This window comes from Silicimonas algicola (assembly GCF_003148765.1).
In the GTDB taxonomy this organism is placed as follows: domain Bacteria; phylum Pseudomonadota; class Alphaproteobacteria; order Rhodobacterales; family Rhodobacteraceae; genus Silicimonas; species Silicimonas algicola.
This window is the reverse complement of the sequence record NZ_QGGV01000001.1, coordinates 1-26,657: the sequence shown is the minus strand read 5'-3', so window position 1 is coordinate 26,657 and position 26,657 is coordinate 1. Positions and strand designations below refer to the sequence as shown.

At 57.8% G+C, this 26,657-nt stretch carries 17 protein-coding genes and 2 pseudogenes; 11 read left to right on the top strand and 8 right to left on the bottom strand.

Going from position 1 to position 26,657, the window contains the following annotated elements; all coding sequences use genetic code 11:
- Positions 1–98 precede the first annotated feature (98 nt).
- Complete coding sequence (locus tag C8D95_RS00100; protein WP_109757138.1) at positions 99–320, top strand: hypothetical protein; 222 nt, start codon at positions 99–101, stop codon at positions 318–320.
- Positions 321–1,464: 1,144 nt separating this feature from the next.
- Here the strand turns inward: C8D95_RS00100 and C8D95_RS00095 are convergent.
- Complete coding sequence (locus C8D95_RS00095; protein ID WP_164721546.1) at positions 1,465–2,715, bottom strand: glycosyltransferase family 4 protein; 1,251 nt, start codon at positions 2,713–2,715, stop codon at positions 1,465–1,467.
- A gap of 279 nt (positions 2,716–2,994) precedes the next feature.
- Entirely contained in the window at positions 2,995–4,422 is a 1,428-nt protein-coding gene (locus C8D95_RS00090) for an oligosaccharide flippase family protein (protein WP_164721545.1), read from the bottom strand.
- Between the two features lie 885 nt (positions 4,423–5,307).
- On the opposite strand from C8D95_RS00090, the gene C8D95_RS00085 reads away from it, so the two are divergent.
- The 7 genes from C8D95_RS00085 to C8D95_RS00055 all read left to right on the top strand — a co-directional run bounded on the left by C8D95_RS00085 (position 5,308) and on the right by C8D95_RS00055 (position 13,494).
- On the top strand, positions 5,308–6,024 hold the full coding sequence (locus C8D95_RS00085; protein WP_206508403.1) for a sugar transferase: 717 nt from the start codon (positions 5,308–5,310) through the stop codon (positions 6,022–6,024).
- Positions 6,025–6,087: 63 nt separating this feature from the next.
- Positions 6,088–7,488, top strand: a complete 1,401-nt coding sequence (locus C8D95_RS00080) for an O-antigen ligase family protein (protein ID WP_109757135.1) — start codon at positions 6,088–6,090, stop codon at positions 7,486–7,488.
- A 32-nt stretch (positions 7,489–7,520) separates the two neighbouring features.
- Positions 7,521–8,387, top strand: coding sequence for a GumC domain-containing protein (locus C8D95_RS00075; RefSeq protein ID WP_109757134.1), 867 nt, complete (start codon positions 7,521–7,523; stop codon positions 8,385–8,387).
- The gene (locus C8D95_RS00070; protein ID WP_109757133.1) at positions 8,388–8,783 is read left to right on the top strand and encodes an NAD-dependent epimerase/dehydratase family protein; all 396 of its coding nucleotides are present in this window, start codon (positions 8,388–8,390) and stop codon (positions 8,781–8,783) included. It begins immediately after the preceding gene.
- A gap of 162 nt (positions 8,784–8,945) precedes the next feature.
- On the top strand, positions 8,946–9,101 hold the full coding sequence (locus C8D95_RS22880) for an NAD-dependent epimerase/dehydratase family protein (protein WP_109757132.1): 156 nt from the start codon (positions 8,946–8,948) through the stop codon (positions 9,099–9,101).
- 469 nt (positions 9,102–9,570) lie between these two features.
- Positions 9,571–10,998 carry a GMC oxidoreductase gene (locus C8D95_RS00060; RefSeq protein WP_109757131.1) on the top strand — a complete coding sequence of 476 codons (1,428 nt, stop codon included), beginning with the start codon at positions 9,571–9,573 and terminating at the stop codon, positions 10,996–10,998.
- 21 nt (positions 10,999–11,019) lie between these two features.
- Entirely contained in the window at positions 11,020–13,494 is a 2,475-nt protein-coding gene (locus C8D95_RS00055; protein ID WP_109757130.1) for an AMP-binding protein, read from the top strand.
- Between the two features lie 249 nt (positions 13,495–13,743).
- Here the strand turns inward: C8D95_RS00055 and C8D95_RS22875 are convergent.
- Together C8D95_RS22875 and C8D95_RS21635 are read right to left on the bottom strand one after the other, a co-directional pair.
- Positions 13,744–14,381, bottom strand: a pseudogene (locus C8D95_RS22875) (integrase core domain-containing protein).
- Between the two features lie 183 nt (positions 14,382–14,564).
- On the bottom strand, positions 14,565–15,599 hold the full coding sequence (locus C8D95_RS21635; protein ID WP_126918461.1) for a hypothetical protein: 1,035 nt from the start codon (positions 15,597–15,599) through the stop codon (positions 14,565–14,567).
- Positions 15,600–16,201: 602 nt separating this feature from the next.
- Between C8D95_RS21635 and C8D95_RS00040 the strand changes: the two are divergent.
- Positions 16,202–17,323, top strand: a pseudogene (locus tag C8D95_RS00040) (IS3 family transposase).
- Between the two features lie 274 nt (positions 17,324–17,597).
- On the opposite strand, the gene C8D95_RS00035 reads toward C8D95_RS00040, so the two are convergent.
- From C8D95_RS00035 to C8D95_RS00020, 4 genes are all read right to left on the bottom strand, one after another.
- Positions 17,598–18,788 (bottom strand): glycosyltransferase family 4 protein, encoded by a 1,191-nt coding sequence (locus C8D95_RS00035; protein WP_126918460.1) that lies wholly within the window; start codon positions 18,786–18,788, stop codon positions 17,598–17,600.
- On the bottom strand, positions 18,785–19,975 hold the full coding sequence (locus C8D95_RS00030) for a glycosyltransferase (protein WP_109757127.1): 1,191 nt from the start codon (positions 19,973–19,975) through the stop codon (positions 18,785–18,787). Before C8D95_RS00030 ends, C8D95_RS00035 begins: the two co-directional genes overlap by 4 nt.
- 297 nt (positions 19,976–20,272) lie before the next feature.
- Positions 20,273–21,091, bottom strand: coding sequence for a glycosyltransferase family 25 protein (locus tag C8D95_RS00025; RefSeq protein WP_164721542.1), 819 nt, complete (start codon positions 21,089–21,091; stop codon positions 20,273–20,275).
- A gap of 128 nt (positions 21,092–21,219) precedes the next feature.
- Complete coding sequence (locus tag C8D95_RS00020; RefSeq protein ID WP_109757125.1) at positions 21,220–22,317, bottom strand: polysaccharide deacetylase family protein; 1,098 nt, start codon at positions 22,315–22,317, stop codon at positions 21,220–21,222.
- Between the two features lie 1,930 nt (positions 22,318–24,247).
- On the opposite strand from C8D95_RS00020, the gene C8D95_RS00015 reads away from it, so the two are divergent.
- On the top strand, positions 24,248–24,751 hold the full coding sequence (locus C8D95_RS00015; protein ID WP_146202969.1) for a hypothetical protein: 504 nt from the start codon (positions 24,248–24,250) through the stop codon (positions 24,749–24,751).
- Between the two features lie 428 nt (positions 24,752–25,179).
- Positions 25,180–26,361 (top strand): glycosyltransferase, encoded by a 1,182-nt coding sequence (locus C8D95_RS00005; protein WP_109757122.1) that lies wholly within the window; start codon positions 25,180–25,182, stop codon positions 26,359–26,361.
- The last annotated feature ends 296 nt before the right edge of the window (positions 26,362–26,657 follow it).

Below are 26,657 nucleotides of genomic sequence, written 5' to 3'. Positions count from 1 at the left end.
AGTAGCGTGTCTGTTGAAAGGCAGCGGCCCGACATTTCGGAATCGTGTCAAAATTTGAACACAATCGGGTGGAAGGCTGCATGAGAGGACAAACAAGGATGAACGATATGATGGTTGGTCTTGTTCTTGCCGGCATGCTCATCGGTGCGATGGCCGCGGCTGTCTGGATCGGGACCGGCGGTTCACTCCTTCTCGCTTTCGCCCTCTACGGGATCGTGGCGGCACTATTCGTCGTGATCGGTGCCGGCGCCGCTTACCTCGCTGCCGCCCGGCGCGGCCTGGCGTCGGTGGCCTACACGCTGGGTCGGACGAGCCGATAGGCATCGGTCTCAGCGGCACGTGATGCGCCGCCGCGCCGATCTTCCCTCCCACACCCGTGAATTGGCTTTCCGTCCGGTTTCACCGATCACCGATTCCCCGCCGCACCAGCGCGCCCCCCACCGATCCGCTCTCTGACCAGCATAAGGTCCCATTCTGTGTTGGCCGGCCGCGGCGACGGCTGACCCCGGGTAAAAAAACTTCGTGCAATTCGGGGAAACGCGCTTGCCCGGGAAACGCACGATCGCCGACGTCATCGTCGAAGGACCGATCGGATCGCGCTAAAGGGCAAGAACGAGATTCGCATGTCCAAAAAGGCCCGATCCGGGCACGTGCGGAAATCTGCGACGATGTCGCGATCCTCGGTCGCCGGGTCGTGCCGGTCCAGGCGCGCGGGCCACCGGCAATCGCGCTTGCCTCCGACCACGGCCGGTACTGCAACGCGAAACGGCGAGCAACCTGCCGTCGATGTTTCAGCACCGACTCCAAAACCTCCAGATCACGTGCACAAGGGCGTCGGCCACGACGTTGAGGTGCGCCATCCCTGCGCGTCCGGGCAAAGAGATAAGCGAAAACGCGATGCGGTGCGGAAGACGTAGTCATGTGCTGCAGCAGCCCGGCGACTTTTTAATACAGATAGCGGACATTCAGTAGCTGTGGCCGCGACCTGACGGTCATGCTCGCTAGGTTGGGTGTGAGATAACGAGTGAGGCGTCGGCTCGAGCTCGAATATGGCGGCGGCGACTCGGCCCTCATGAACCCGCCCACGGTCCTGGTCCTGCAGACGGTCGGCGGCGAACTCGATTCGACTCCCACGGCGTGAACCATACGTTCGATCCCGGCGACCGGTCCTTCCCCGGCGGCTATGACATGTCGTTCAACCGGCTCTCGCGCCAGGCAGGGGCGACGAGTACACCTACTCGCTGTGCATCCGGACGGGGATATAGTCGACTTTCTCGCGTCATCGGCGATCCGACGACGGACGTTCAGCTCCCGACGGTTGGGACAGCGACCTATTGCGGGTCCGTTTCGCAGAGATCTTCCGGCCCGTCTCCGTGGCCAGAGAGGCGCCGTGACGATGGCTATGTAACCGCAGCGCAGGCGTGGACTGGCAACCGGGCTACAACATGCGGAATGAATCAGCGCCTATCGCACCGCGGCGCGGTAGACCTCAAGGGTTTCGTCGAGCATGCGCGAAACCTGCAAGTCCTCGAGAAACAACCGTCGGGCAGCGGCACCGACGCGCCTGCGCTGGTCGGGAGACTCGGCCAGGTCCTGGACACGCCGACGAATGTCGGCCACGTCGCCGACGCGATGGAAGAATATGGTTTCGCCGTCCAGGAAGATATCGTCAGTCCCCTCAAGCCTTGACGCCAGCACGGGCACAGATTGCCGCGCCGCCTCCAGCACCGTGTAGGGCAGGCCTTCGCTGAGCGATGGCAGACACAGAAGGTCGGTCCGGGTCAGGATCGACGCGATGTCGTCGCGAAAACCTGAAAAATGCACGTATCCCTCGAGCCCGGCAGCCGCGACCTGCTCGCGAAGACGTCGCTCCTCTCGGCCCGTGCCGACGACGAGAAGCCGGATTTTTTCCTCGCCGGTTGTGACCATCTCTTGCAGAGCGTCGATCAGGAAGCGATGCCCCTTGCGCGGGTCAAGGCGGCCTATCATGGCCAGCACCACGGAATCCTCCGGCCAACCGGTCTCGGTGGATAGGTCGAACGGCGGAGGTGGTGCCGCGAGGGCTTCCATCCCATTGCGGCTGAGAATGACCGCGGAGGAGGGGATCCCGAGCGTCTCGACCAAGTAGTTCACGACGTTTGACGAAACCGCGATGAAGCGAAAGCCCGCGATCCGGCAGAGCCAGAGAGCAGCTTCGTGCAGCCATTGCCGAAGCCGCCCATCGTGATCCTCGCGATAAACGGAATGCACTGTTGCGACGCGACCCTTTACCCCGGTCGCCAACACGGCGAGCGCCGCCCAGTACTGTGATTGCGTGTTGTGCGCATCCACGAGGCCGATTCTGGCGTGGCGGACAAGACGGACTAGATCGATCACTATGCGTGGGTCAGCTCTGCGGCGGGAAATGGCGACGACGGGAATGCCTTCCTGCAGGAGAGTCTGATGAAGGCGCGATCCTTCGATCACCACAACCCGGAAGACCGCGCCGTTGTGGTGCAACTCCCGCGCTGTCTGCACGATTCGCACGTCCACCCCACCATGCCGGATTGCGAGGCACACGACGAGGAGAGGCGGCAGACTCGCGGTGGCCTCCAGATGTGGAGGCTCTTCGCTTCGGGCGGCTTTACGTTGAGGCAGCATGTCATTCTGAACGAGCGTCGGCGAGGGCGTCCGGCTAAAGCGTCGGTCGCACGCGCACTTGGCCGCAATTGTCAACCGAGAGCAAGTCCGTTTTTGCTCACTCGACATGACGCGAGCGCCACGCACGGCGCTGTGAGCAAACCGGAGAGCAGGGGCACGAGATACGTCAGGCCAAGCCACGGCCTGCTGGACGGTCGGCGGGTCCGGGACACGGCTGTTTTGGGCGCAAAACAGCCCGTTGCGGGTCGCCGCTTGCAGATGCACAGCCTTGTCCTGTCGCGAATGGACGTTCCCCCTTCGGTTGTTGCCACGCCATCTGACGCGTGCTCCCAGCCCCGTTCAGCACGGCGGAGGTCAGTTCGCCTTGCGCAGGAAGTCGCGCACTTTCCGAACGGCTTCAGCATCGAAGAGCACCATCAATGCGGCGTACATGGCGATGCCCACGGTGGTCGCGAGAGCAAGCGACGCGACCCGCGAGACATCTGCAAGGCCCTGCACGAACAGGACACCTGCGCCCATGAGGAGCGCGAAGGTGGCCGGTCGCAGCACCGCGGCGACGACTTGGGTAATTGACGCCACGCCGATCGCGTGCGTCACCACGACGCGCGCGATCCCGGCAAGGCATTCGCAGACGAAGAGCGCGATCGCGATGGCGGTGAGATCCTTAAAGATCGCGGCAACGGTCCACAGGACCGGCACGATGATGGCGGCCTCGACGATGTTGACGATCATCAGCGTCCTGGGACGACCGGTCGCCTTGAGGAGGTCGCCAATGGTCCATCCGAGTGTCTGCGGGATCCCGATGAGCGCGAGGAAGACCAGTGCCGGCGCCGCGTACTCATAGGATTCGCCGAAAACGAGCGGCACAAGATCCGACGCTACGACCGAAATTCCGATCGAGATGGGGGCGATCAAGGCCATGCAGCCATGGATCGTGCTCAGAAAGATCCTTTGCAATCCGCTCTCGTAGCGACCAGCCTCGATGAAGCTCGGAAAGACAACGCGGGTAATCGCGCCGTTGATCCCGGAGATCATGATCTCCGGCAGGCGCGAGGCCAGAAAGTAGCCGGCCAGCGCAATTTCGCCAACCCAGACCGCGATTGCCGCCTGGTCGGATCGCATTCGCAGCACGAAGACAAGTCCCGTGACGAATATGTTTACTCCGTAGCCAAGCAGTGACCGCGCCCGATCCCGCGAAAAAGGAGCGCCGACGAACTTCGGCATGTCCGGGCGCCAGAGGATGAATGTCGACCTGATCACACTGCCGGTTAGGTGACCGATCGCGAAGCTTGTCGGCCCAAAGCCGAGAAAGACGGTAAGAAACGTCACTAGCGCCTTGGACGTCACGCCGAGTATCTCGGCGACGGCAACTTCGTTGAAGCGCATAAGGCGCAGAAGAATAGATTCATGGATTGCGCCGGCTGCCTGCACCGGGAAGAAGAACGCCATGACCGCCAGCAGTTCTCCAAGCTGATGGCGGTCGAAGCCCCCCGCCAGAACGCCCGAGACAGCAAGCGTCGCAGTCGCCTGGATCGCACTGAGCCCAAGGACAAGGTAGAAGGCCGTGGCGAGAGTCTCGGCCGTTCCGGTGGGCTCGAACACTATCGCATCGCGTAGCCCAAAGTCCCGCGCGACATCCACGAAATAGACGATGAGCAGAGCGGTCGCGACAAGTCCCATGTCGGCCGGCGAAAGCAGGCGGGCGAGACCAACTGTCGTGAGGAAATTGATGAGTCGCGAAAAGACGTAGGACGACAGCGTGATCGACAGCCCACGCGCCATCTTGCTCCCGTAGCCGCTCGAAGGGCCCCTCTTCACGCTTGCATTCTCACTTCGGTGGTTGCGGTCACAGCCCGACATGTTGTGAGGCACTGGCCTCACATCCTCTCACTTGGGCCCCTGCCGACGAGTCGAGCGATAGGACGGCGCCCATGAATCCTCATGTGCCTGTACTGTGCGAAATATGCCAGCATCGTCCTGGAGATGCACATCGTAATCATCTAGCCGCTCCGGTTGCGACACATTCGTGCACAATTCGAGTATTGCCACGGTCATGGCGCTGCTTCATGCACAGTGCCCTTTTGCCTCCTAGACGGGAGAGGCCACTCCAGTCGAAGTGGGTAGGGCACGCCTTCACCATGCCGCATCAACCGGCATCTTCATTTCGGTGTGCGGTTCGAAGCGGTCGCCGGCGAGAAGCGGGTCACGAGCCGAACAGCCTCTACATCTATTCCTCTCCGAGAGCCAAATTCGTTTGGCGGCACACCGCGTGAACGCCGCCATGCGCCCGCGCACCGTACCTTGGGGGTTTCCGATGCAAAAAACGTTCATCAAAGCGGACGCGGCTGTCGACGGAAAGGCGACGAGCGCGAAAAAGACTTTGGACCTCTGTGCCCATCATGCTAAGGGAATGGCATTGACGTGATGGGGAACGTTCGGCCGGTAACGATATTTCGACCTAGTTCAGTGTTAACTGGCTTGGTCCGTGTGTGGATAGGAGGTGCGACTTCAATCCGGCTGGCCAATGAGCTAGGGCTGAATGTTCGACGATGCTGCTCTTCCGGTCTTGCCGAACGAGCCCCTTCACGGTGTTCGGAGCCGATGTCGCTCGTGCGTCGTGACTCTAGTAGTGTCGTGGCTCTTGTAGAGTAGCTTTGGGGGTGCGTAGTGGAAACGTTGCAGCAAGATCAAGTTGCGTTTGACATTGTTGAAGAGATTGATGTTCTGCCGAGCTCCGTGAATGCACGCATAGTGGCGGCCTCGGATGTCATATCTCGGGTGTCTCCGACGAAGATGCCGTATCCGTTCCTGAAGCGCGTTCTAGACCTGGCCTTTGTTGCGGCTGCAGCTGCGCCACTAACGATCATTGCGCCCTTCATCGCGGCGGCCATCTATCTCGAAGATCGAGGCCCGGTCTTCTACGCGCACAAGCGCACCGGAAAGGGCGGCAAGACCTTCAGGATGCTGAAGTTCAGAACCATGGTTCCGGATGCAGATGAGCGGAAGGGCGAAATCATCCACCTCAATGAGTGCCGGGGAAGCTTTAAGATGACCAACGATCCACGCATTACGCGCGTCGGACGCTTTCTGCGCGTGACGAGTCTGGACGAGATCCCACAGCTTCTGAACGTCTTGATGGGGCATATGACGCTAGTAGGACCGCGCGCTTGCTCCGTGCCGGCGCAGGACTATGCAGCGTACCAACTTAAGCGTCTGGACGTCGCGCCAGGAGTAATCGGCCCGGCACAGATCTGGATTCGGCACGCGCATTTCGATGAGAAAGTCGAACTGGAACTCGTGTATCTGGATCGCCAGAGCCTCAAGCTCGACATCTATCTTCTCTTCCGGGCACTGCTGGTCCTTCTGCGGCCTAATGGAGTATAAACCCTGGCTACACGTAACGGCAGAGTTGAGCCGTCCCTTGTCGGGATCGCACTCGCGACATTCGTGGCCAGCCCGGCCCTGATTACCGCGATTTCGCTCGACGTCGCGCTTGAAGCACTAAGCGTTATGTCGCTCGGGGCGCTGGCAATCGTGGCGATCGCCCGACCGTCGATCGCTGTCTTCGGCTGCGCCCTCGCAATCTTCACCAACTCGCCGATGGTTCTTGCCGAAGCGACGGGCTTCACATCGCTCACCGAGGTGGTTTTCCTGGCTCTCCTCGCCGTCTTCCTCAAGGACTGGATGACCGAACGGGAGAGGGTATTTCGTGCCGCGGCGCCCGTTCTTGTAACTGTTCTGTACTTCACTTCCGTTTGCGCGGGACTTCTCGTGTCCGATCACGTCACCGCGACGATCCGCGGACTAATGGAGCTCGGGCGCTTTATAATTCTTGGCTGCGCCTTCATCCTCGTGATTAATTCGTCGACCAGGTTCAAGGCTGCCGTGCTCGGAGTCGTGGCCGGAGCGGTGCTCCTAAGCTCTCTCACAATTCTTCAGTACGTCCTTGATCTGAAGAACCAGACCTTCTTCGGCTACGCCAAGAACCACATAACCTACATGTTCGGCCAGATTGACGAGGTTCGGTTCGGTGGCCCCGTAGCCGAGCCAAATTTCTACGCTCAGATCCTACTTCTGGCCTACCCCGTGTCGCTTTGCCTCGCGCTTGTCGACCACGGACGCGGTCGCGTCCTGTTCTTTACCTGCGCGGCTGTCATATTCGCAGGAGTCATCTTGACTCAGTCCCGTGGCGGCATGGTCTCGCTCGCCGTCGTCTCGCTTCTCGCCACCTTCCTGATTAAAGCGCGCGCGCCCGTCATCGTCTTGGCCTTGGTGTCGATCGTCTTCCTGTCGTTGCTCGTCGTGTCGTCTGAGGCCGGAGAGCGTATCACGATCGCGATCCAAGACGTTCAAGCGCTGGTGACGCTGAAGGGCAACGTGACCGACGAAGCCATCGCCGGACGAGTTTCCGAAATGCTGGCCGCCTGGCACCTCTTCTTAGAAAATCCGCTGTGGGGTACCGGATATGACACATTTGAACGGCTCTATCAGGACACGGCGAGACGATTCGACTTGATGGCGCGGGGAGAAAACAGGCAGGCACACAGCCTTTTTCTCGAGATACTTGCTGAACGCGGCGTTATAGGGTTCCTCGCCTGGAGCGCTCTTCTCTGGTTCGCCTTTTCTGCTGCCTTGGAAGGAATGCGCAAGTTTTCAGGAGAACGAGATCGGTTTGGGGAGGCGGCCTGTGCCGGGCTCATGATTGCCATGGTCGGTAACCTGCTCACGGCCATTTTCCTGCATGAGGCATTTCCGTGGTATTTCTGGTTTCTAATTGCCCTGGTTTGTTCGGCCCCCAACGCCGTTCTTGGATCCGGACTAGAACGCGGAAGGGATAGCATCTGGTAAACGATACAGCGGATCGACCGCAGCGCAGCGTGATGCGCTTTCTCCTTATATACGTTCCCCTCGTTCTCGCCTTCGGTGCCCTTGCCGGAATGTTTGGGCATGATTCCGCCAAGCGTGACATCCCCGTCTTTGAGGCAGACGCAACATTGCTGTTTCGCTTCGGTCTGGAGTACATGCCCACGAATCCCGCCTTCGAGTCGTGGCGCGGCGATCCTATCCGTCTGCTCAACGACGACGCGGTGCAGACAGAGATCCAGGTCCTTGGAAGCCGGCGCGTTCTTCAGAGCACGCTCGCTTCACTTTCCGAAGACAACGCGCCCGCTCCTTCGATCGAGGAAGCCAACCGAGTCCTGAGCATCCGGAGAATCCAAGGCACGAACGTTGCACGGATCAGCTATCGCAGCCCGAACCCGGAACTGGCAAAGCAGTTGGTTGATCGACTGATCGCCAGCTACCTCGAGATACGCACGGAGCTTCTGGAGAGACAATCTGGCGACACCCTCATGTCGCTCGCCGAGGAGCTGCGTGAGAACTGGCTCAAAGCGGAGGAACGCCTTGCACGGTACGAGCGCGATGCGAAAATCAACGAGATCAGCGCTGCTAGCAGCGTTGGTGGCGATCTGTCAGTGGACTGGGTGCTTCAGCGGCAGTCGCTCGAGTCCGAGGTACAGAACGCGCGGCGGCTCTTCGAAGACGCCTCACGCCTGGCAGATCAGAATCGGCTCGCCGAAGAGGTACAGGCGGCGATGGGATCAACCATTGAGGTTCTCGACGTCGCAGCCGTCGGCGCCCAGCCGGTCGGTCTTAGTCTCCTCCAGAAGACAGCGGTCTCTGCGGCATTGGGCGCGACAGCCGGCCTCTTGATCGCCTTGATTTTTGGGTGGCGTCGAACCGCGTAGATGTTGGAAGAGGGAAGCATCATGGCGCAATACCTTTTCGCCTGCGGCTGCGGCTTTGTTGGTCGGTACCTTTCCAGATGTCTCCTCGCGGCCGGCGACGAGGTGGTCGTACTGGGCAATCTGTCGAACAGCGCTCTGACGAAGCTCGTTCCGGGATGCGAGCTTCTCGAAGGCGACGTCCGGAAGCCCGATGATGTCGAGGCTGCAAACAGTTCTTCAGACGTTGTTTTTCACCTCGCTGCCGTCGCCTCCGTGGGACCTAGCAACAGGCGCTGGAGCAAGAGCCATCATACAAGTCAGTCGGGTTCGGCGATCGTTTTTGAAGTCGCCGCCCGGAGCAAGGTCGGGCACGTCGTGTACGCTTCATCCGCAGCAGTGTGCGGGGGCAATGCCTAACTGCAGCTTGCAGAGCCAGTGACACCGGCTCCTCTGACCGCCTATGGCGTCGACAAGCTGGGGAGCGAATTTCGCGCTGCGGTCACCGCGCGCGTTCATGGCCCCGACGGTCGGCAAACGCCCCTTCAGTAACCTAGGAACGGGCCAGGATCCGCCCTCACCATACTCCGGCGTGTTTTCGATTTTCGTTCCAAGCCCAGACGAGACGAGCCCTTCGTGATCTACGGCGAAAGTTCTCAGTCGCGAGACTACATCCACGTCTCCGATGTTGTCGAAACCCTCGTGGCCGCGATGCTGCGACCGCGTGAAGGTCCCTAAGTTAACGCAGCCAGCGGCCGTGGTACGACAATTTCAGAGTTATTGATGGTGATGTCAGGCCTCACGGACGAGTTCCCGCGGATCACGCACGCTGAGGCGCGCAGAGACATCAAGCATTCCCTCGGCTCGACCGAGTGGATGCAAAAGTCCTAGGCGTACAAGCGTATATTGGGCTGGAGGAGGGATTGATGCTCCCCGCAAGTGTACCTGTTATCGCCTCTTGTTGAAATGCCTAGGTGTCGTCATGCTCAATAGCACGACGTCGATTCCGTCATGCGCGACGCTTTGCTGGCCGCGTGCAACCCGAAGCGCTCTGAACAGAAACGGTACATGGTGGCGCTATGAAACGCAGACATGCCCTAAGACTTCTTGCTTTTGTTTTCTCCGCGAGCGGCGTGGGTTCGGTCCTATGGATCGGAAATGGCCAGGTCACCGCGAACCGATGGATCCTGAAGGCTGAGGATTTCTGATGCTTTTTGACCTAGACACCGTTTCCGACGGTCCAGTTGCGCAAGACGGATACGACGTCTGCATCGTTGGCGCGGGCGCAGCTGGAATAACACTCGCCCTGTCCCTTTCAGACAAGGCTCTTCGTGTTGCTCTTTGCGAGGCTGGTGGCCGAGATTTCTCGGTCGACTCGCAAGACGCGTATCGTGGCCGTGTTTCAGGAGATCCGTATTTCGATCTTGATGTCACCCGCCTTCGTTTCCTCGGCGGGACGACGAACCACTGGGCGGGTTGGAGCCGACCTTTCGAGGATGTTGATTTCGATAGAGGTCATCATGGAGCCCACTATACTTGGCCGATCGACAACTCGGATCTCGAACCGTATCTGGAAGAGGCCTGCGATATACTGGAGATTCCGAATGATTTCGAGTTTGAGCAGAATCAACTGGGCCATGGCCTCCGACGTGTGAAGTTCCAATTCTCACCACCAGTGAGATTTGGTGAGAAGTACATCGAAGTGCTATCGGCGTCAGAGAACATTGCGTTGTACTTGAACGCCAATCTTAATGATCTGAGCGGTGAGAACGGCAACGTCACATCAGCTGCTTTCGTAGGATACACCGGAAGAGAATTAAGTATCTCCGCAAAGCATTTCGTGCTCGCGATGGGCGGCATAGAAAACTCTCGCTATCTTCTGTGGTTCACCTCGAAGTATCCTGGACGATTCTTCAGCGCCAACACGCCTATCGGTAAGTATTGGATGGAACACCCACACTTCGAGATCGGACAAGCGGTCGTCAGCACGTCCATACCGCGCATGAGCAAATACTACTCCCTTGCCCGCGAAGCGCAGGAAGAAGCGCAAGTCCTCGGGTGCGGCCTGATCCTTGAGACGAATGTCGTGGAAGGAACAGAGGCCCTGATCCGCGACCTCCTCTGTGTTGCTCCAGGAGTTGGCCGAAGGCTGGCATCTTTGGCCGACAAGAACCTCGTCTGCGGCGTGTACCTTCGGGCTGCGTGGGAGCAGGCACCGGAGATGTCGAACGAGATCAGGCTGAGCGACGAGGTCGATCGCTTCGGCATACCGTACGTCGAGTTGAGGTGGTCCAAGGGTCCAACCGAGCGTCGCACGATTGTCGAGGCGGCGACCCGCTTTAATCAATGGCTCTTGGAAGAGGATCTGGGAAGAATCCAGGTCAGCGAATGGCTTCTCAATAACTCCGACTATCCCACGAATGACCTCCTCGCCGGCAATCACCACATGGGCGGGACACGCATGTCGTCTTCGCCAAGCTTTGGTGTCATCGACCGGAACTGCCAGGTCTTCGGATCCCGAAACCTGTTCGTGGCAGGATCCTCCGTTTTTGTGACGGGCGGCTACAGCAACCCGACATTGCCAATCGTCCAGTTCTGCCTGCGTTTAGCGGACCACTTGCGGTCTCTGGTCTAGGTTGGGTGAAGAGAAATAGGAATGGTAATCCACATCCTTGGTGTTGACGCACGCGTAGTTGGACTGGTTGCTCGAAATTCGTGCGACTACTTCGAAAGTTTCTTTGAACTGGTATCGAATGGCACGGTCGTTGTCTCTCTTCGCTCTGCCGAAGACGTCGAGCGTATCAGATCCTGCGAGGTGACAGAAGTCATAACTCCAAAGAACCGAACCGGTTGGATTAGCCGCCAGGGTGAATTGCCATGCGATTCGTCTGTTGCTCAAGTCGCCTTCACGTCCGGAACGCAGGGCGAACCCAAGGGGATCGTCCTCACCCGCGGGAACATGTCGAACACGAGCCGTCGGTTGTGCGAGTTCATGGAGATTGACCACTCGATCAGAGAGTATATCGGGGTTCCTGTCCACCATTCATTCGGGCTGGGGCGATGCTTGACGGTTGCCGCAGCCGGCGGCCGCTCGTTTGTCCCAGAAGTGGGGTTCAACCCGCTCGAGATCGCTCAGATGCTCCGCAACGGCGAGATCAACGCGATTTCTGCGGTTCCTACGCTTTGGCGTACGCTTCTGCAGCGCGCCGAGTTGATCGGATCACTAGGGGACCGCGTGCGCTGGATTGAGATCGGCAGTCAGTCGATGACAGGTGATGAAAAGCGCAAGATGAGAGAGCTTTTTCCTCGCGCGACCATCGTTCAGCACTACGGCCTCACGGAGGCTTCACGTTCAACCTTCCTCGACATCAGCAGTGTGCCGGACGAGATGCTGCCGTCGGTTGGACGGCCATACGGTAACGTCGAGATCAGCCTAGACCCAGAGCAACGTATCCGGATTCGCGGGGAGAACGTTGCCGCCGAGCGCCTCGAGAATGGTCGGCGCGTTCCGAATGTCGATGCAGCAGGATGGTTTACGACGGGGGATCTGGGGGAAGTTCGGGAAGGCGTCCTGTACTTCAAGGGTCGCGCCGACGACGTCATAAATCTTGGCGGGCTGAAAATTTCGGCAGACCTCGTTCAGCAGCAGGTGGCCGACGCGCTCGGGATTGGGGAGTCGTTCGCAGTAAGCCGCATATCCGACGCCTTACGAGGCGAAGGCGTGCTGGCAGTCGTCAAGACGGACTGCGCGATCAGCGACGCGCAAGTGTCTGCTGCTGTCGATGAGGAACTGCGCGGTCAGGGTGTCGGCGCAAGTTCCTCCATCCACGTCATGCGTGTCGACGACTTCCCGATCACGGCGACGGGGAAACTGCGCCGAGGCGCGCTTGCGACTCAATATGAGGAGATGCGCCGAGGCTCCGCTTCGAAAACCCACCGTCGGAGCGGTGACTGGCGACGATTTCTGCAGATGCCGATTTTCGACGAGCCGGATTCAATTCTTGAGATCTACAAAACGATGTTCCCCGGGCGCGCGGTCAAAAGCACCGACAGCTTTGTCGGCCTAGGTGGCGACTCGCTCACCTATATCGAGGCTTCCTTGGCATTGGAGTCGAAGCTGGGAAACATTCCTAAGAACTGGCAGGAACTGACCATTGCAGAGCTGGGGGCGATACGACCGCACAAAGGGTGGGTCAAGCCAGTCGATACCACGATTTTCCTGAGGTTTCTCTGCATCATCTTTATCGTGGCGTTTCACTTCTCGCCGTTCAGCTACGGGGGGGCAACATTTCTTCTTTTTGCTGTCGCTGGCTACAACTTCTCTCGCTTTCAATTGCCGAAGGTTATAGAGAACGGTAGTGTTCGTTCCATTCTCTTGTCCGCAAGAAGAATCGCCATCCCTACCGTCCTGGTTCTCCTTCTTGTCCAGACGGCCGTCATCGGTTATTCTGCAGACATCCTGCTGCTTGTCTCGAACTTTTTCGTACAGGATAATTGGCGGGCGCTGACATGGTATGTTGAGGTCCTCATACAGATTCTTCTCTTTCTGTCGCTTGTCTTCGCGTTTCAGATTGTCCGTGAAGCAGTTCGGTCGGGGCTCCGAAGATTCACTGTCGCCTTCTTTCTGATCTCGGTGATTGTCGCTATGGTTGCCCCCACCGTATGGGACACTTCTGCCCTGAAGGATCACCTTCCGCATATGTTGCTGTGGCTATTCTTGTTGGGGTGGATGCTTGAGCAGGCAGATACAGCTAAACTGAAAATTGGTGTCGGGATAGCAGCCTTCCTTTCCCCGCTCCTGGTCTGGGGCTTTGTTGATCGGGCCGAATACATCTATCACGGCCCCTTCTGGGTGTGGGCGGGTGCACTACTGCTTCTACTCTTCGAACGCATCCCGCTTCCTGTTCCCTTGAATTTGGCTGCGTACTGGATCGGAGGCGCATCGCTCTTCATATACATCACGCACTGGTACGTCCCGCCGGTACTCCGACGGGTGCTGATGGTCGATAACTACCTTTTGGACATGGTCGTTTCGCTCGCGGTGGGTGTCGTATCTTGGATCTGCTGGGAGTTCTTCACCCGCTGGCTTCTTCAGCAGCACAGGAAAAAGGGCGTTCTGAGGGAGCAGTGACACCCGGTATCGCCGGCCTATGACGGAGAGCATCGCGGGGGAAAAGCCCCGCCATCGGAACTTCAAGGGGCGTCCGGGCCAGACGGCCGCACTAACCTGGAGGGCCAAGTACCACCGGATCTTGCCCTGGGGAGCGCGATCCGGACTGACCTGCTCCCCGTATTGTCCTCGTTCATAAGTTAGTTCTGTTCAGGGGTTGATGTGCTACCCAACGCGCCCTCAGCCGTTGTCGGAGTTTCCGCCCTTCGATCAGACACACGGGCTGGATGCCTGTGCCGGTTTCATCAGCGCTGCCGGGACCTTGTTCCCGATCGCACCATGGGGCCGTTCCTCGTTGTAGTCTCTACGCCAAGCCTCCAACTTTTCGGCCGCATCTTCAAGGCTCATGAACCAGTGAGCGGACAGACATTGCGCCCGGAACCGGCCGTTGACGCGCTGTTCCAACGCGGCCTGACCGGGCCGACGAGACGTGTGCCGGTAGGTTCTCGGATCGAACCCGATCACCTCACCGCACATGCCCGGCGGATCGACACCTGCCAATCCGCCGCATCTCGTCGACCAGCGCCCTCTTCCGGGCAGGGTCGCCATTGTTGCGTCATTGGTCTAAGCGACAATGGCGAAGAGCTTTCGCTTCATGACGTCCTGAAGCATCTCCTTGTCGAGCGACAAGTCCGCGAAGATCTTCTTCAGACAGGCTTTCTCCTGCTCGATTTCCCGAAGGCACTTCATCTCGGACGGAATCAGGCCCGCATACTTCTTCTTCCAATTGAAGAACGTCGCCGAGCTGATCCCGGCCTTGCGACAGACTTCCGCGACAGGCGTCCCGTCTTCAGCCTGCTTGATGATGCACGCCTGTCTCGCGCGTCCGTGAACTTGCTGGCCTTCATGGGCACTCCGCTCATCTCCCAGCCAGGGATTCGATGCGGAAACTCTAACGAAAATCGGGGGCGTTTCAGGGGATCACATCATGTTCAACTGGATGTAAGGAGCTACCATTCTTAGGTAGATCGATTCTGAGTGCTGGAGCAAACCTCCAGTAGCCAGCCGCCGGAGTGCCGGTCCAGCGTCACTCAGTACTTCTCGCTGTCGACGATGACATACACACGGTCGCGCGTGATCAGCCCGTCGAGGAGGTCGCGCGGATAGACCGCGTAGCCACGGCGGACGACGTCAAGGCCGACACGCTCCCAATCATCGTCCGCGGACACCAAGGACTCGAATTGGAAGCCTGCACTTCCGGACACATCGGTAATGAACCAACCGTAGTCACGAAGCGCGCTGGCAATTATGCGAGCTGCTCTCTTCTGGGAAAGAGGGACGTCGAGACCGGACACCCACTCCTCTATCTCATCATCGGTCACATCAATCGCAAACCGCATGCCCTCGGGAATCCCAACTTCTCCTGTCGCGTTCTCAAGTTTCGTTGCAGGAGGCACATAGTACTGTCCGCTGGGGTTCCGAATCGGCATAGACAAGGCGTGATCGATGCTGCCTTGAACGATTTCTTCCGGTCGAACGAGCATGGCCAAATAGGGGATGCCAACTCCCCGAGATGGCGCAAAACCTTCGACCCTCGTCCGGTAGTCACCGGGTACAAGGTTCGCGTTGACCGCCCTGATCACACCGTCAAAGGGCATTTTTACTTTATAGAGGTTCCACTCCTTCCCGTTTTCGACATCCAAAACGATTACTTGCGCGTCGCTGCCAGGCGCAGGACGCCAAGCTGGATTCCAAGGTATTAGTTTTTCATGCAGGTTCGATGGCCAGTCAGTTTCCACTGGAAAAAACCCTGTCGCGTCCTTCGTCGAATATACCGGATACGTATACTCTTGCATTCGAATGTTGAAGTTACCCGGCCTGTCGGATGCTTTGAACCACAGAAGGTCAGCGTATTTTTCGTTTTCTGGATGCCGCGGCAAACCAGCCACCGGCACGTTCCAAGGAGCATTTCGACCGTAGGGACGAGTATAGCTCGACGTCGTCTCTTTGATCGGGCGCTGAGAAGCTGCCGTCGTTTTTCCCTCCTCCTCCATCGAAGGCGGGGTGCAACTCGGAATCAATGATGCCAAAGCCAAAGTCAGTACAGCTAAGGGTGGCATGGACATGTACTAGTCGTCCTCAAATGAGCAACTGGGCACACGCTACTAGGTCCGTTCCAAGCGTTCAACGCTTAGGAGCTGCTTGCACCTGAAGAAAGCTTCACGCGCTCGCGGATCTCGGATCCTTCTGCAGTGTAGGACGCTCGAGAGTCATCGATCGGAACTGAGGAGCTCACGATTGTGCGGATGTCTCCAGAGCCGCCGCGGGCGACCGGGTCAAGGTCCTGATCGCCGGTGAACGCGGACGAGGCGCAGATATAGCGCAAGAAGGAAAGATCATGTCTGCCCTCCACCTGATGTAACGTCAAGACAAGCCCGCGCACCCGACCAGAGGCGTCTTGGCGCGAAGGAAGCGTCGAGGCGTCAGTGCAAATGCGACGAATACATGCATGACAACACTCTGTCCTTACCGGCGGGTTCGCGTGCGTAGCGTGGTGCAGAGGATTCACCGCGATCCAATCGCCGTGAACTTGCCCCCGTTTCGACCGGGCACTTGGGCATAGCCATGGAGGCTTAGGCGTATGCCTGAGCACGTGCTTATGTCTGAGATAGAGATCATCACTGATGGCGGCCGTCGGCGCCGCTGATCCGCGGGCGAGAAGCTTCGGATCGTCGAGGAGACGCTGGAGGAAGGTAGCAGCATCTCGGTCGTGGCGCGCCGAAATGGCGTTGCGCCGAACCTGCTGTATCGTTGGCGCCGCCTGATGCTGGATGGAGGAGCCGTTGCCGTGTCCGAGGATGACGACGTGACCAGCAACCGCGCCGTTCAGCAGATGGAGGAGCGCATCCGCGAGCTTGCGCGACAGCTTGGCCGCAAGACGCTGGAGGTCGAGATCCTCAAGGAGGCGCTGGACAAGACCCGCTTAAAAAAAACGGACGGGCTCGCGCAGTCGCTGCCGAAGGACGGTTCCCGCTGAAGGTGGTGGCCGAGACCCTCGGCGTCTCCCGCTCGAACCTGCACGCCTGGCTGAACGGGAGCGCGAAGCCGCGGCGGCGCTATCACAAGGCGCAAGACGCGGCGGTCCTGCCGTTGATCGAGCGGCTGGTCGCGAAGCGCCCCACCTACGGCTACCGCCGGATCACGGCGCTGCTGAACCGGCAGCTTCGAGCCACGGGTGCTGCGCCCGTGAACCACAAGCACGTCTATCGCATCATGAAGGCGCACAATCTCCTGCTGGCTCGCAGATACACTGAACGGCCAGACCTGATCCACGAGGGCAAGGTGGTCACGATGCGCTCCAACATCCGCTGGTGTTCCGACGGCTTCGAGTTCACCTGCTGGAATGGGGACGCCATCCGCGGTGCCTTCGTCATCGACGCGCACGACCGGGAGATCATCTCTTGGCAAGCCGTGGTGAACGCCGGCATCAGCGGATCGGACATCCGCGACATGATGCTGGAGGTCGTCGAGCAGAGCTTCGGGGGCTACAGGGCGCCGCACCCTGTCGAGATGCTGAGCAACAACGGCTCATGTTACGTCGCCAGGGAGACGCGCATCTTCGCCCGCCAGCTCGGCCTGAGGCCCTGCTACACGCCGGTGAAGAGCCCACAGAGCAACGGCATTGCCGAGGCGTTCGTCAAGACGCTGAAGCGTGACTACGTCCACGTCACGCTGCTGCCGGACGCCGATCGCCGGGTGGATCGAGGACTACAATGACAATCACCCGCACTCAGGGCTGAAGATGCGCTCGCCACACGAGTTCATCGCAGCTCAAACCGCAACCGCCTGAGTGTCCGGTGAAACGGGGGCAAGTCCACGCCGGTGCGCGACATTGACGGCCGGTTCCTTTCGGTCAGAAGGCAGATCTCTCGGAGCCGCTCACTCCCGCACCAGCTATACGGCCGATATAGACGTACCGAACCGCCCCCTAACCCGCGACACCATCCCGAGTACAGGGTGCGCTGCATCCTGGTCGGAAGCCCATGCGCGGCATCAGTTCGATGGAAGACTGCACCGTGCGGAAAGGTTGACGTCGATATCCCGCAGAGGCAGTTTCCGTCATCCTACACCTCTGCGAGCTTCAGAACCTCTCTCGCAAACTTGTTCCAGGACCGGTTTTCGGCCTGGTCCAGATAAGCAGCTTCGGCCATTCGCTGAGCCCCCACGTGATCATTCAACATCTCGCCAATCGCCCTTGAAAGAGCCGGGATGTTTCGTGCAGGCACAATGCGCCCAGTAACGCCATCTTGAATAATTTCCTTGAACCCGCCGACGTCGGTGGCGATGATAGGACAATGCAGGTACTGTGCCGCCGCCGCAGGACCGCTGGCTGTCGCATTACGGTAGGGGAGAACAAGCATTTCCGCGAGCGTGAGAAGTGGACCCACATCACCATCCGGAACATAGTCAAGATGCAACAACACCTGCCCCTCAAGACCGAAACTACGAACGCGCTCTATTAAGCCTTCCGCGTCGAAGTTCTTGGTGGGATATCCAGCGATGAGCAGACACACGCCCGAGCGGTTCTTTAGCGCGGCGAATGCATCGACCAGATCTTCAACACCCTTGCTTGGGCGAAGGAGTCCGAAGAAGAGGATAACCCTCTCGAAATCTCCAATTCCGTAGCGCGCCACTCCTGAATCCTTATCGAAACTACCAAGAGAAAGCGGCGGGCCATGCGGCAAGATTACCCGACGGGAAATATCCCCATAGAGATCCACGAAGTCACGTTCCACGGAAGATGCAAGAAACACAATGGAAGAGAAACAGGCGTAGGCCCGCTTCAACAGCGGATCGCCAAACCATGTCTCAAACCAGCCTCGCTTTACGTCTCGCTTCTCTATCTCATGGCAGATCTGGATTAGATTCAGGCCGGATGCACGAAGCCGATGGAAGAAATAGAGTTCAAACGGAAAATGAATCATGCTGAATATTACGACGTCGGGGTTTTCGGCCCGCAATCGTCGAACGATATGAGCCCAAGCCCGTATGAACTTTCCGCCTCTTCGGATACGTCGAACCGTTCTTGACTCACCGAGACGTTTTCCGCCCGATCGTCCGCTGCGGCCTTCAAACAGGCTCCAAAGATCAAGCTCTAAAAGAACCGTAAAGTTATGAGGCAAATGTCCTAACTCATATTCCCGGCCGGTAAGAAGAGTTACGTCCGCCCCCTGCTCCGCAAGAGACGTTGCCATATGATATGCAAAAAGAGCCAGTCCACCTTTTGCATTGGTTTCGACTATGAAGATTCTCAAGACGGAGGCCTCACACCGGCGATGACTTCATCATAGAGATCGGCGAGCTTTTGAACCTGAATAGAAAGCGAGAAGTCAGTCTCCGCTCGACGCAGCGCAGCAAGGCCGATTGTCTCGCGGCGACGAGCATCGGTCAACATCCCAAGGATTGCGCTCGCAAGTGCGGGCACATCTCCGGGCGGGACAAGCGCACCTTGCACGCCGTGCTCCACCATATCCGGAATGCCGCCTACTCTACTCGCCACGATCGGCAATGAGGCAAACATCGCCTCGATGACCACGGTAGGTAGGGTATCCCAAAGCGTCGGAAGAACGAAAAGATCAGACGATCGCAGCAAATCATAGACGTCCTCCCGAAATCCCGTGAAGACCACACGATGCGCGATTCCTTGGTCGCGAGTCTGTTGTTCCAGTTGTTCACGCTCGCTGCCGTCTCCCACTACAAGAAGAATTGCATCGGGCACAGAGGCGAGGACGTATGACATCGCGGCCAGGAGGCGATCGACACCTTTGGGCGGCCGGAGCACCGCTACCGTGACGACAACGAGCGCGCCCTCGGAGATTCCGAGTTCCGCGCGAAGCCTCTTCCGGACAGTACAACGGTCATCCAAGCTCTCCGGAGGGAGAATTCCATTCGGTAGCGTAACCAGTGGCGCTCTACGAAGTCCATGCTCGCGCGCCTCATCTGCGATTGTATCCGAAAGGCACAGGACACGATCGTAAATATGAGTCAGTAGCAGCCTAAGGACCCACAGTCGAAAGCTGGCTCGGTTGATGCCGGTCGGATGCTCGAGCGTATGAAGTGTCGTCACGGCGGGAACACGCAGGACCGCGCTGGCAATGCCTCCAACGACCGTCGCCGCCTCCAGATGAGTATGAATGACCGAAGGCTTCGGCTCCCGAATACACGCGATGACCTTCCTTAGCTCGGTGACGTTGCGTAGCTTCGTGAGTTCTACATGTCGAACAGCTATCCCAGCCGCCCGCAGTTTCTCGGCTTCTGCGTTGCCATCTCGAACCTGCAGCGTAACCACAATCGCGCGATAGCCAAGAGCCCGGATTGCAGGAGCATAAAGCGCTAGTAACCTTTCAGCCCCACCTCGCCCCAAACCATCTATGACAAGTACAACCGTGCCTCTTCGTCCTTCACTAGGAGATTCACTGTTGTGTTCAGCAACTATCTCCATGCAGCCTCTTCGCGACGCATGATGCCTATCTCCTCACGAGCAACGCCTATCCTTAAACGATGATCACGACGGCTAGTCCCATGCGGATCTATCGATTTTAGGACAGGAGTATTGGGAGAAATCCAGGACTCCGTTGCTGAATATTCGAGGGCGATCAACAGTTCATCACCCAACGCCGCCGCGGGTTGTCTCCCGATCCGTTCAGCCCGATAGGACCAGATGGATACACCTTGCTCCCTCTTTCTGTGATGCTGGACATACAGCGCGCACCCGATACGGCCCGCGCAGCCTATCGTATCATTTACTATGAAAGATCTCCGGAATTGTACTCCCCACAAAGTGGCATGTAGAGCCATTCAAGGCTCCCGGTGGATGCATCAGGTAAGCGTTCAATTCAATACTTACACCCTGCTGCCGAAATGAATGTGGGCGATCGCCATCCCATGGCAGCGCGCGACCGAGGAGACCGTCCGACGCGTGGACGACGGGCTTCGAACCCCGCGCGAGTTTCTCCGCGCCGCGCCGCGAGATCAGGTAAGCAACTGAGGACGCAACATACGAGTCACTGAGATGGACACCATTCGCGATCTTGCCTCGAGGCGGCTCTTCATCAAGTTGCGCATGGAGGAAGAAGACATCAAAGTCCGAAGGGACGTTCGAGCTGTTAAGGGCATTGATATTTCGGGGCAGGAAGAGGACATCATCCTCTAGAATGACGGCTTCCTCCAAGTCCCGAGAGATGATCTCGGAATAAATCCTCGCATGCGTAAGGCTAATCGCAATCTCCGTCAATGAGAGCGAGCGGCCATGGTATCGTTTAGCCGCGACATCGTCATACAGACCTTTTTTGATGAGATCGGTGACATTCAAGTCACGGCCGACAATGGCATCATGAAACTCGAAACGCTCCAGCCCCATCCTGCTTGCCTGACGCTGTGCCAGTGCGCGGCGACGTGTACTTGAAGTGAGGTTGATACAGAAATAGGGAGCCAGCCGCAATCTTTCATTGGTCAACCTTGAAACCGGCCAATAATTGAGCGTTCCGAACACGCGGTTCCGTACAAGTCCGGGTCGACGGAACGCCGTTAATGCGGCAGAAGTCAATCGTTTTGCCATTCCCTTTTTAGCTCCCATAAGAATACCGCGGAAGGACGCCTCCGCTCTTGCGCCATGTTCCAGGACAAATGCCCACCGGTCCCGTTGCCGCGAGTAAGCGCCGATTCAGTCTGTAGCCCAAGCATAGGTCACCCATACCACACCTCGGATAGCAAGGCCTTCTCGCGACCGGCAGGATAAACTCCCAACACGGTCGCGACAAATCTCAGCAGTGTCACATCACTGCCGATATCCCATCTCGTCAAACGATAGGGACTTGTGCCCGCTCTGTTCCTCGCTTGAACCGTCGTCACTGCATTCTTTACACTCGTCCCGGAAAGCAGATCTATTGCGCGCTCGTCGAAGTCCTCAGGCCCCCCGTTTGGATAGGCGAAGGTCCTGCACTCCCTACCAGTCAAGTGCCCCGTCTGCTCAACGGAATCGAGAATTTCCCGGCGCAAATCTGCGTCTCCCAATCTTAATAGAATAGGATGTGTGACGGTATGCGCCCCGAACTCGATTAGCCTGCTGCGATGCGCAACACGAATGGCGGCTTCATCGACCATCGCAAAGTCGTGTTGCCGGTCGAACTCAGGCTCAGTGGGTGTCTCGCAGGCTATCTCGATCTCCTTGCTCGCAGAGTTGGGATCGGCACCAGCAATCTCCTTGATGGCGCGCTGCAAACCGCGCGAAGCTGTGCGGCGATCTTCATGACTGCCAAGGGAATAGCGATGCCCTCGGAAGTCCACGCTCTCGCGATGACTGCTTTGGACCGCATGGATGACACGGTTTGACCAAAGGGTCCTCTTTTCTCCAACCAGACCCGTCACCAGGTATATTGTTGCGTGGTACCCATACTGCTCCAGAACCGGGAGCGCGAGACTGACGTTGTTGAGGTAGCCGTCATCAAATGTGATTGAGACGCAGTGCCCTTGCAGGCTCCCATCGAGAAGCGACGACACAGCATCAACAAGAGGCAAAACCCTTATACCCATTCGTCTCAGCGTTCGCATCTGTGTCGCAAACTTACAAAGGGGAAGAAAGCACCAGTCGCCGAGGGGAGCTTTGTTCGGGGTAATGGCGTGATAAGTCAGAATGTCCAAGCGGCCCGATGTGCGGTTTGCTTGTCCTCGCTGCGTAATTGGAATTGGCATCACGGACCTATTGCTGTCAGCTCGCTTCAACTTACACGTAAAGGCCGGTTCGGTTATTGGTGTCATCATTTCATCCAGGATGATCCAGTACAATATGATTTCCTCGAGAAAGCAAGTCGCGACATTGGACGTGCAGCATGATCACACCTATCCAAAGTCTGATCCGCCCTACAGCGTCAAGGTGCGAACGCACCGCTGCAACGTTTTGCGGTTTTCAGGCCGCGACTCCACCTCCTAAACACCGCACCCGATTGGGATGCAGAACGTAGCTGGTGTGCAAATAGACGAGGCCCTCGCTTTAGCGACGGGCATCAGGTGTGCAGCAACCCCAAGCGGGCATAGCGGATCATCATTATCCGACAGGACGAGTCAAGCACCATGTGCCCATAGATCATCTCCAGTTGCCCACAGAAGCATTGGAAACCTCCGGCAGTGGGCCCGCCTGTGCCCCGCTTTGTTCGAAGCGTAGCAAGCAACGGGACAGTTGCGTTCTACATGACAACAAAGGTTGTAGGATTTCACGGCCTCCAGTTTCCCAAGCCACGACAAAGGCTGCATTGAGGCCACTTTTGATTTAGGTTCGAAACGAGGCCGACGCTTCACTGCCTTCGGACCTAACCGTTCGAACCCCGGTTCTCTCATCCGATTCTTCGTTCGCCGTCTATAAGCCCTTACCTCGGCAACTCGCTTGCCGAAGCCCTCCTTTTCAGCGCTATATCAGTACAGCAAAGCAACTGACCTTCTGCATAAACTGCGCCGCGACGATGGCTCGTGGCCTCATGCGGAGCGCGGCTGACGGCATCAAGGCAGCAAAGTTCAACAGCTACGTCCACAGTCGGGACGGGACCTCATTTTAAGATCACAATATCCTGTCAGGTCTTCCTCGTCCTCCTGGAACCAACTTATGTCCTGAACATCCATTGTGATTACGACACGGATGATCCTCGTCAACTTGGCCTGCGCACATCTGCCGGTGAATGCTAAGCGTTTCGAAGATTTACCTCCGAGACAGCTACCGATGGCCCTGCATCGCTCGAGTCTCCCCACAGGATATCCGGCAGCACACCAAGTGGCCTCTCGAAGAACCGATGGGACTCGCTCTCGTTGCCGGATGACCGAAGGTTCCCGCTCGACGTTTGGTGATCTGAGGATCCTAGGGGGTGCTTCCTTGGGTGCGACAGCCTCTAGCGCATCCGCCATCCAACCCGGCGCCGCTGCAAGAAGCGACACCGAAGAAGGCGGCACAGTCCTACGTGCGAGTTGAGCTCTTGCCAAAGCGCTTGGCACGTCCGCGGTTTTAAGCTGCTCCGAATCAGCGATGATGACAGGGTAAGGCCCGGCGAGGCGCATCGTCACCTTCGACCTACGCTTCCCAAGTCCCGTGGCAAGGCCAGATACAGGAGAGTAAGGGTTCCTCAAATCAGCGAGGGCCTGCGGATCGAGCGGGCGCCGTGTCGGTTGAAGCGCTTCAGAGGCGAAGGTTACGCGACGCGCCGTCGATAGAGTCCACCTTTCAGAGTCCACCTTTCCTAAGCAACTGATCGATATAGATAGACGAGCGCCCGCGGTAGACTGTTCTAGACCAGTGGCGCACAATGTTCCGCTTCACGAAAGGCATCTTCGCCTGCTGCAAGCCGGCTACGAAGGCAGCCTCAGACGTCGCTCATTCAGACACTTCGTCAGCGAAGCTGAGCGTCGCGGTTCAGGGCAGGTCCGGCCAACAAAAGTTTGCGAACCCATGATCGCCAATCGGCCGCGCCCAGATCCTCGAACTCAACGCAGTATGAGAGCCCGCAAGGCGCGACCAATTTACCCCCGGAGGCAACGGAAGCTTGACTGTCGGGACGAATTGCAGAACTCTGATTGAGTTTCCAAACGAGATGTGAAGCGGAATCCTTGTTCTATATAGCCTCTTGTGGAGGCACTCTACGTCGCTCTGCTAGTACTGTGGCAACGGACCGCCCGATAACACCAAGCCAAGCAAAGGTTGCAAATGAAGTTCCGAATTCGACCCGTCCTGTTTATGTCGCCTTTGATCCTCGCCGCCGCGTGTGCAGAATTCGCTTACGAGGCACCAATGGAAGGGAAATTTGATGAGGTTGGAAGTTTTGCAGCGGATTTTGCATTGCTGGTGAACTATCAGCAAAGCACGTTCAGTGGCGTTATGCGGAACTTTCAATTCTCCCGGTCAGGTTTCAAGCGCCCTGACGGAGACGTTCGCGTAACGGGGGTCGTGACCCGCGGAGATGATGATCAAGTACTTCTGCGGGGTGCCGGACAGGGTATTCTGACGCAGGATGATCGTGAATATCTCGTGGAGGTTGAGCTGGAAAGCTTTTACATCTCAGAAGATCGGACTTCCTTGAGTGGTTGGTACGCTGGAGGTGGCAACTTCAATGTCTCCGGTCAATTCAGCGATTGGCCTGGTATCAAGGGTCGCTTCGAGGCAGATATCGTATGCCCGACCGCGGTGAATATTGGCCCATGCACGCTTCCGATTGGCTCGAGGCAGGGAATTAACATGTGATCTTTGCTTCTCGCCATGGAAGGATCCAGCCCTGTTCCGCTACCTCGAATGCGCCTTCTCTTTCCTCGCAACTTGCACTGGCCAACTTCTGGTGCCATCGCCGATAGTGCAGGCCCAGCGTGCAGTTCAGCGTGGACGAGTGATGTTATGCAGCAGCTTCCCGATTCAGGTTTAGGAGGAAAGCGGCATCGCCTCTCCGACAACACCTTGCCGCCTCACAAGAGCCACTTTGATCGAGATGCTTCGTGTTATGGTGAGGAAGTTCCTAAGGAACAGTAGAACTGCATGAATCGGCGCCGTCCCGAGGTGTTTGTCGATGAATTTCACGGCACGGATTGGCCCGCAAAAAAAATGCTGGAAGCCCCTGCGTACCGCGTTGCCCATCTCCGTATCAGTTGGCGCAAATATGCATTACTTGGAGAGATTCGATGACACTTGCTGACTTCGCCGCAGCAGTGACACTGTTATGCATTGCTTATCAATTTTATCACTATGTTGGCTATCCAGCGGTCTTATTTCTGCTGAATGCAATAGCGTCGGATCGGCAGTACGTTAGCGGCTCCTCCCACGGGGGAGGAGTATCGATGATCATTCCCGCACATAATGAAGCCGGGGTCATTCGTCGGAAGCTAGAGAATTCATTGGTGCTCGCACCCGCACCAGATGAGGTGATCGTCGTAAATGACGGGTCCGATGATGCAACACTGGCTGTCGCGCGCGAATTTGAAAGTGCGTCTCACCTTGTTCGCGTAATCGATCGCCAGCCTCGCGGCGGGAAGGCCGCCGCGATGAACGCTGGAGTCGAGGCTGCAAGCTACCAAACATTACTCTTCTCCGACTGCTCCGAGATCTACGAGAGGAACGCGATCGGTGAACTGATTGGAGAGTTTTCCGATCCCTCAGTTGCAGTTGTCAGCGGATCGCATCGCCTCACCGAGCCCGACTTCACTAGCGAAGGGGCAATGACAGGTAGATCGGAGGGACTCTACTGGCGCTACGAGGACTACATCCGTAGTATGGAAAGCCGACTGGGCGCAACCGTGGCATCTGTGGGATCTATGCTCGCAGTTCGTCGTACCGACTGGCAGCCTCTGGCAAAAGGGATCGTCAACGACGACGCTTGGATTACCATGTCGAATCTATCTAGAGGTCGCAATGTGCGGTTCGCGAGTCATGCCATCGGTTGGGAAGCCCCGAGCGAATCCACGGCAGTCGAGCGCACTCGCCGTATTCGTATCACCGCAGGGCGCATTTTTCTCCTGACTCGAAGGGAAATCTGGCCTTTCAGACGTCCATTCATTCTTGCCGCGTTCCTCTCTCACAAGGTGATGAGGATATTCTTGCCTTTACCTATGTTGCTCGGCGCGATAGCAAACCTGGCCGTGGTATGGATGGCACCTGATCGGACCTTTTTTGCTGTTCTGCTCTTCCTCCATGGCGCAGCTGCATCCTTGGCACTCGCTGGGCTTGTGGCGGAGCGGTTGGGGCGCAAGTGGCGCCTTGCCCATCTCGCATACCATTTGGTGGCGTCGAACGCGGTGATGCTTTTAGCCCTTGTTCAGGTCGTTCTTGGACGCAACTTCACGTTCTGGAAGAAGGCATCTCGCTAGACCAAAGTTGAGGAGAGCCGCTTGTGTTCCGCATGCAATGCAAACTGATAGCCAGAAAAAACTTTAGGGCTCTGTGCGCAAAGCGTCCTCCCTTACGCATGGCCTTCTGAGAGACGAGTCAGTCAACTCGAGTCGTTTCCAGTCTCTTCGCGAGGAAATTCATACTGTTGCTGTTCTCTAGAGCGTGTTGCGGTCGATTCGTTCAGGATTCCCATGAAGTCGGCTGTATGATTCTCTGCCTGCAGGGCAGATATGGGGGTCCGAGATGGGCAAGCCACATCCTATGGCGCTTCGGG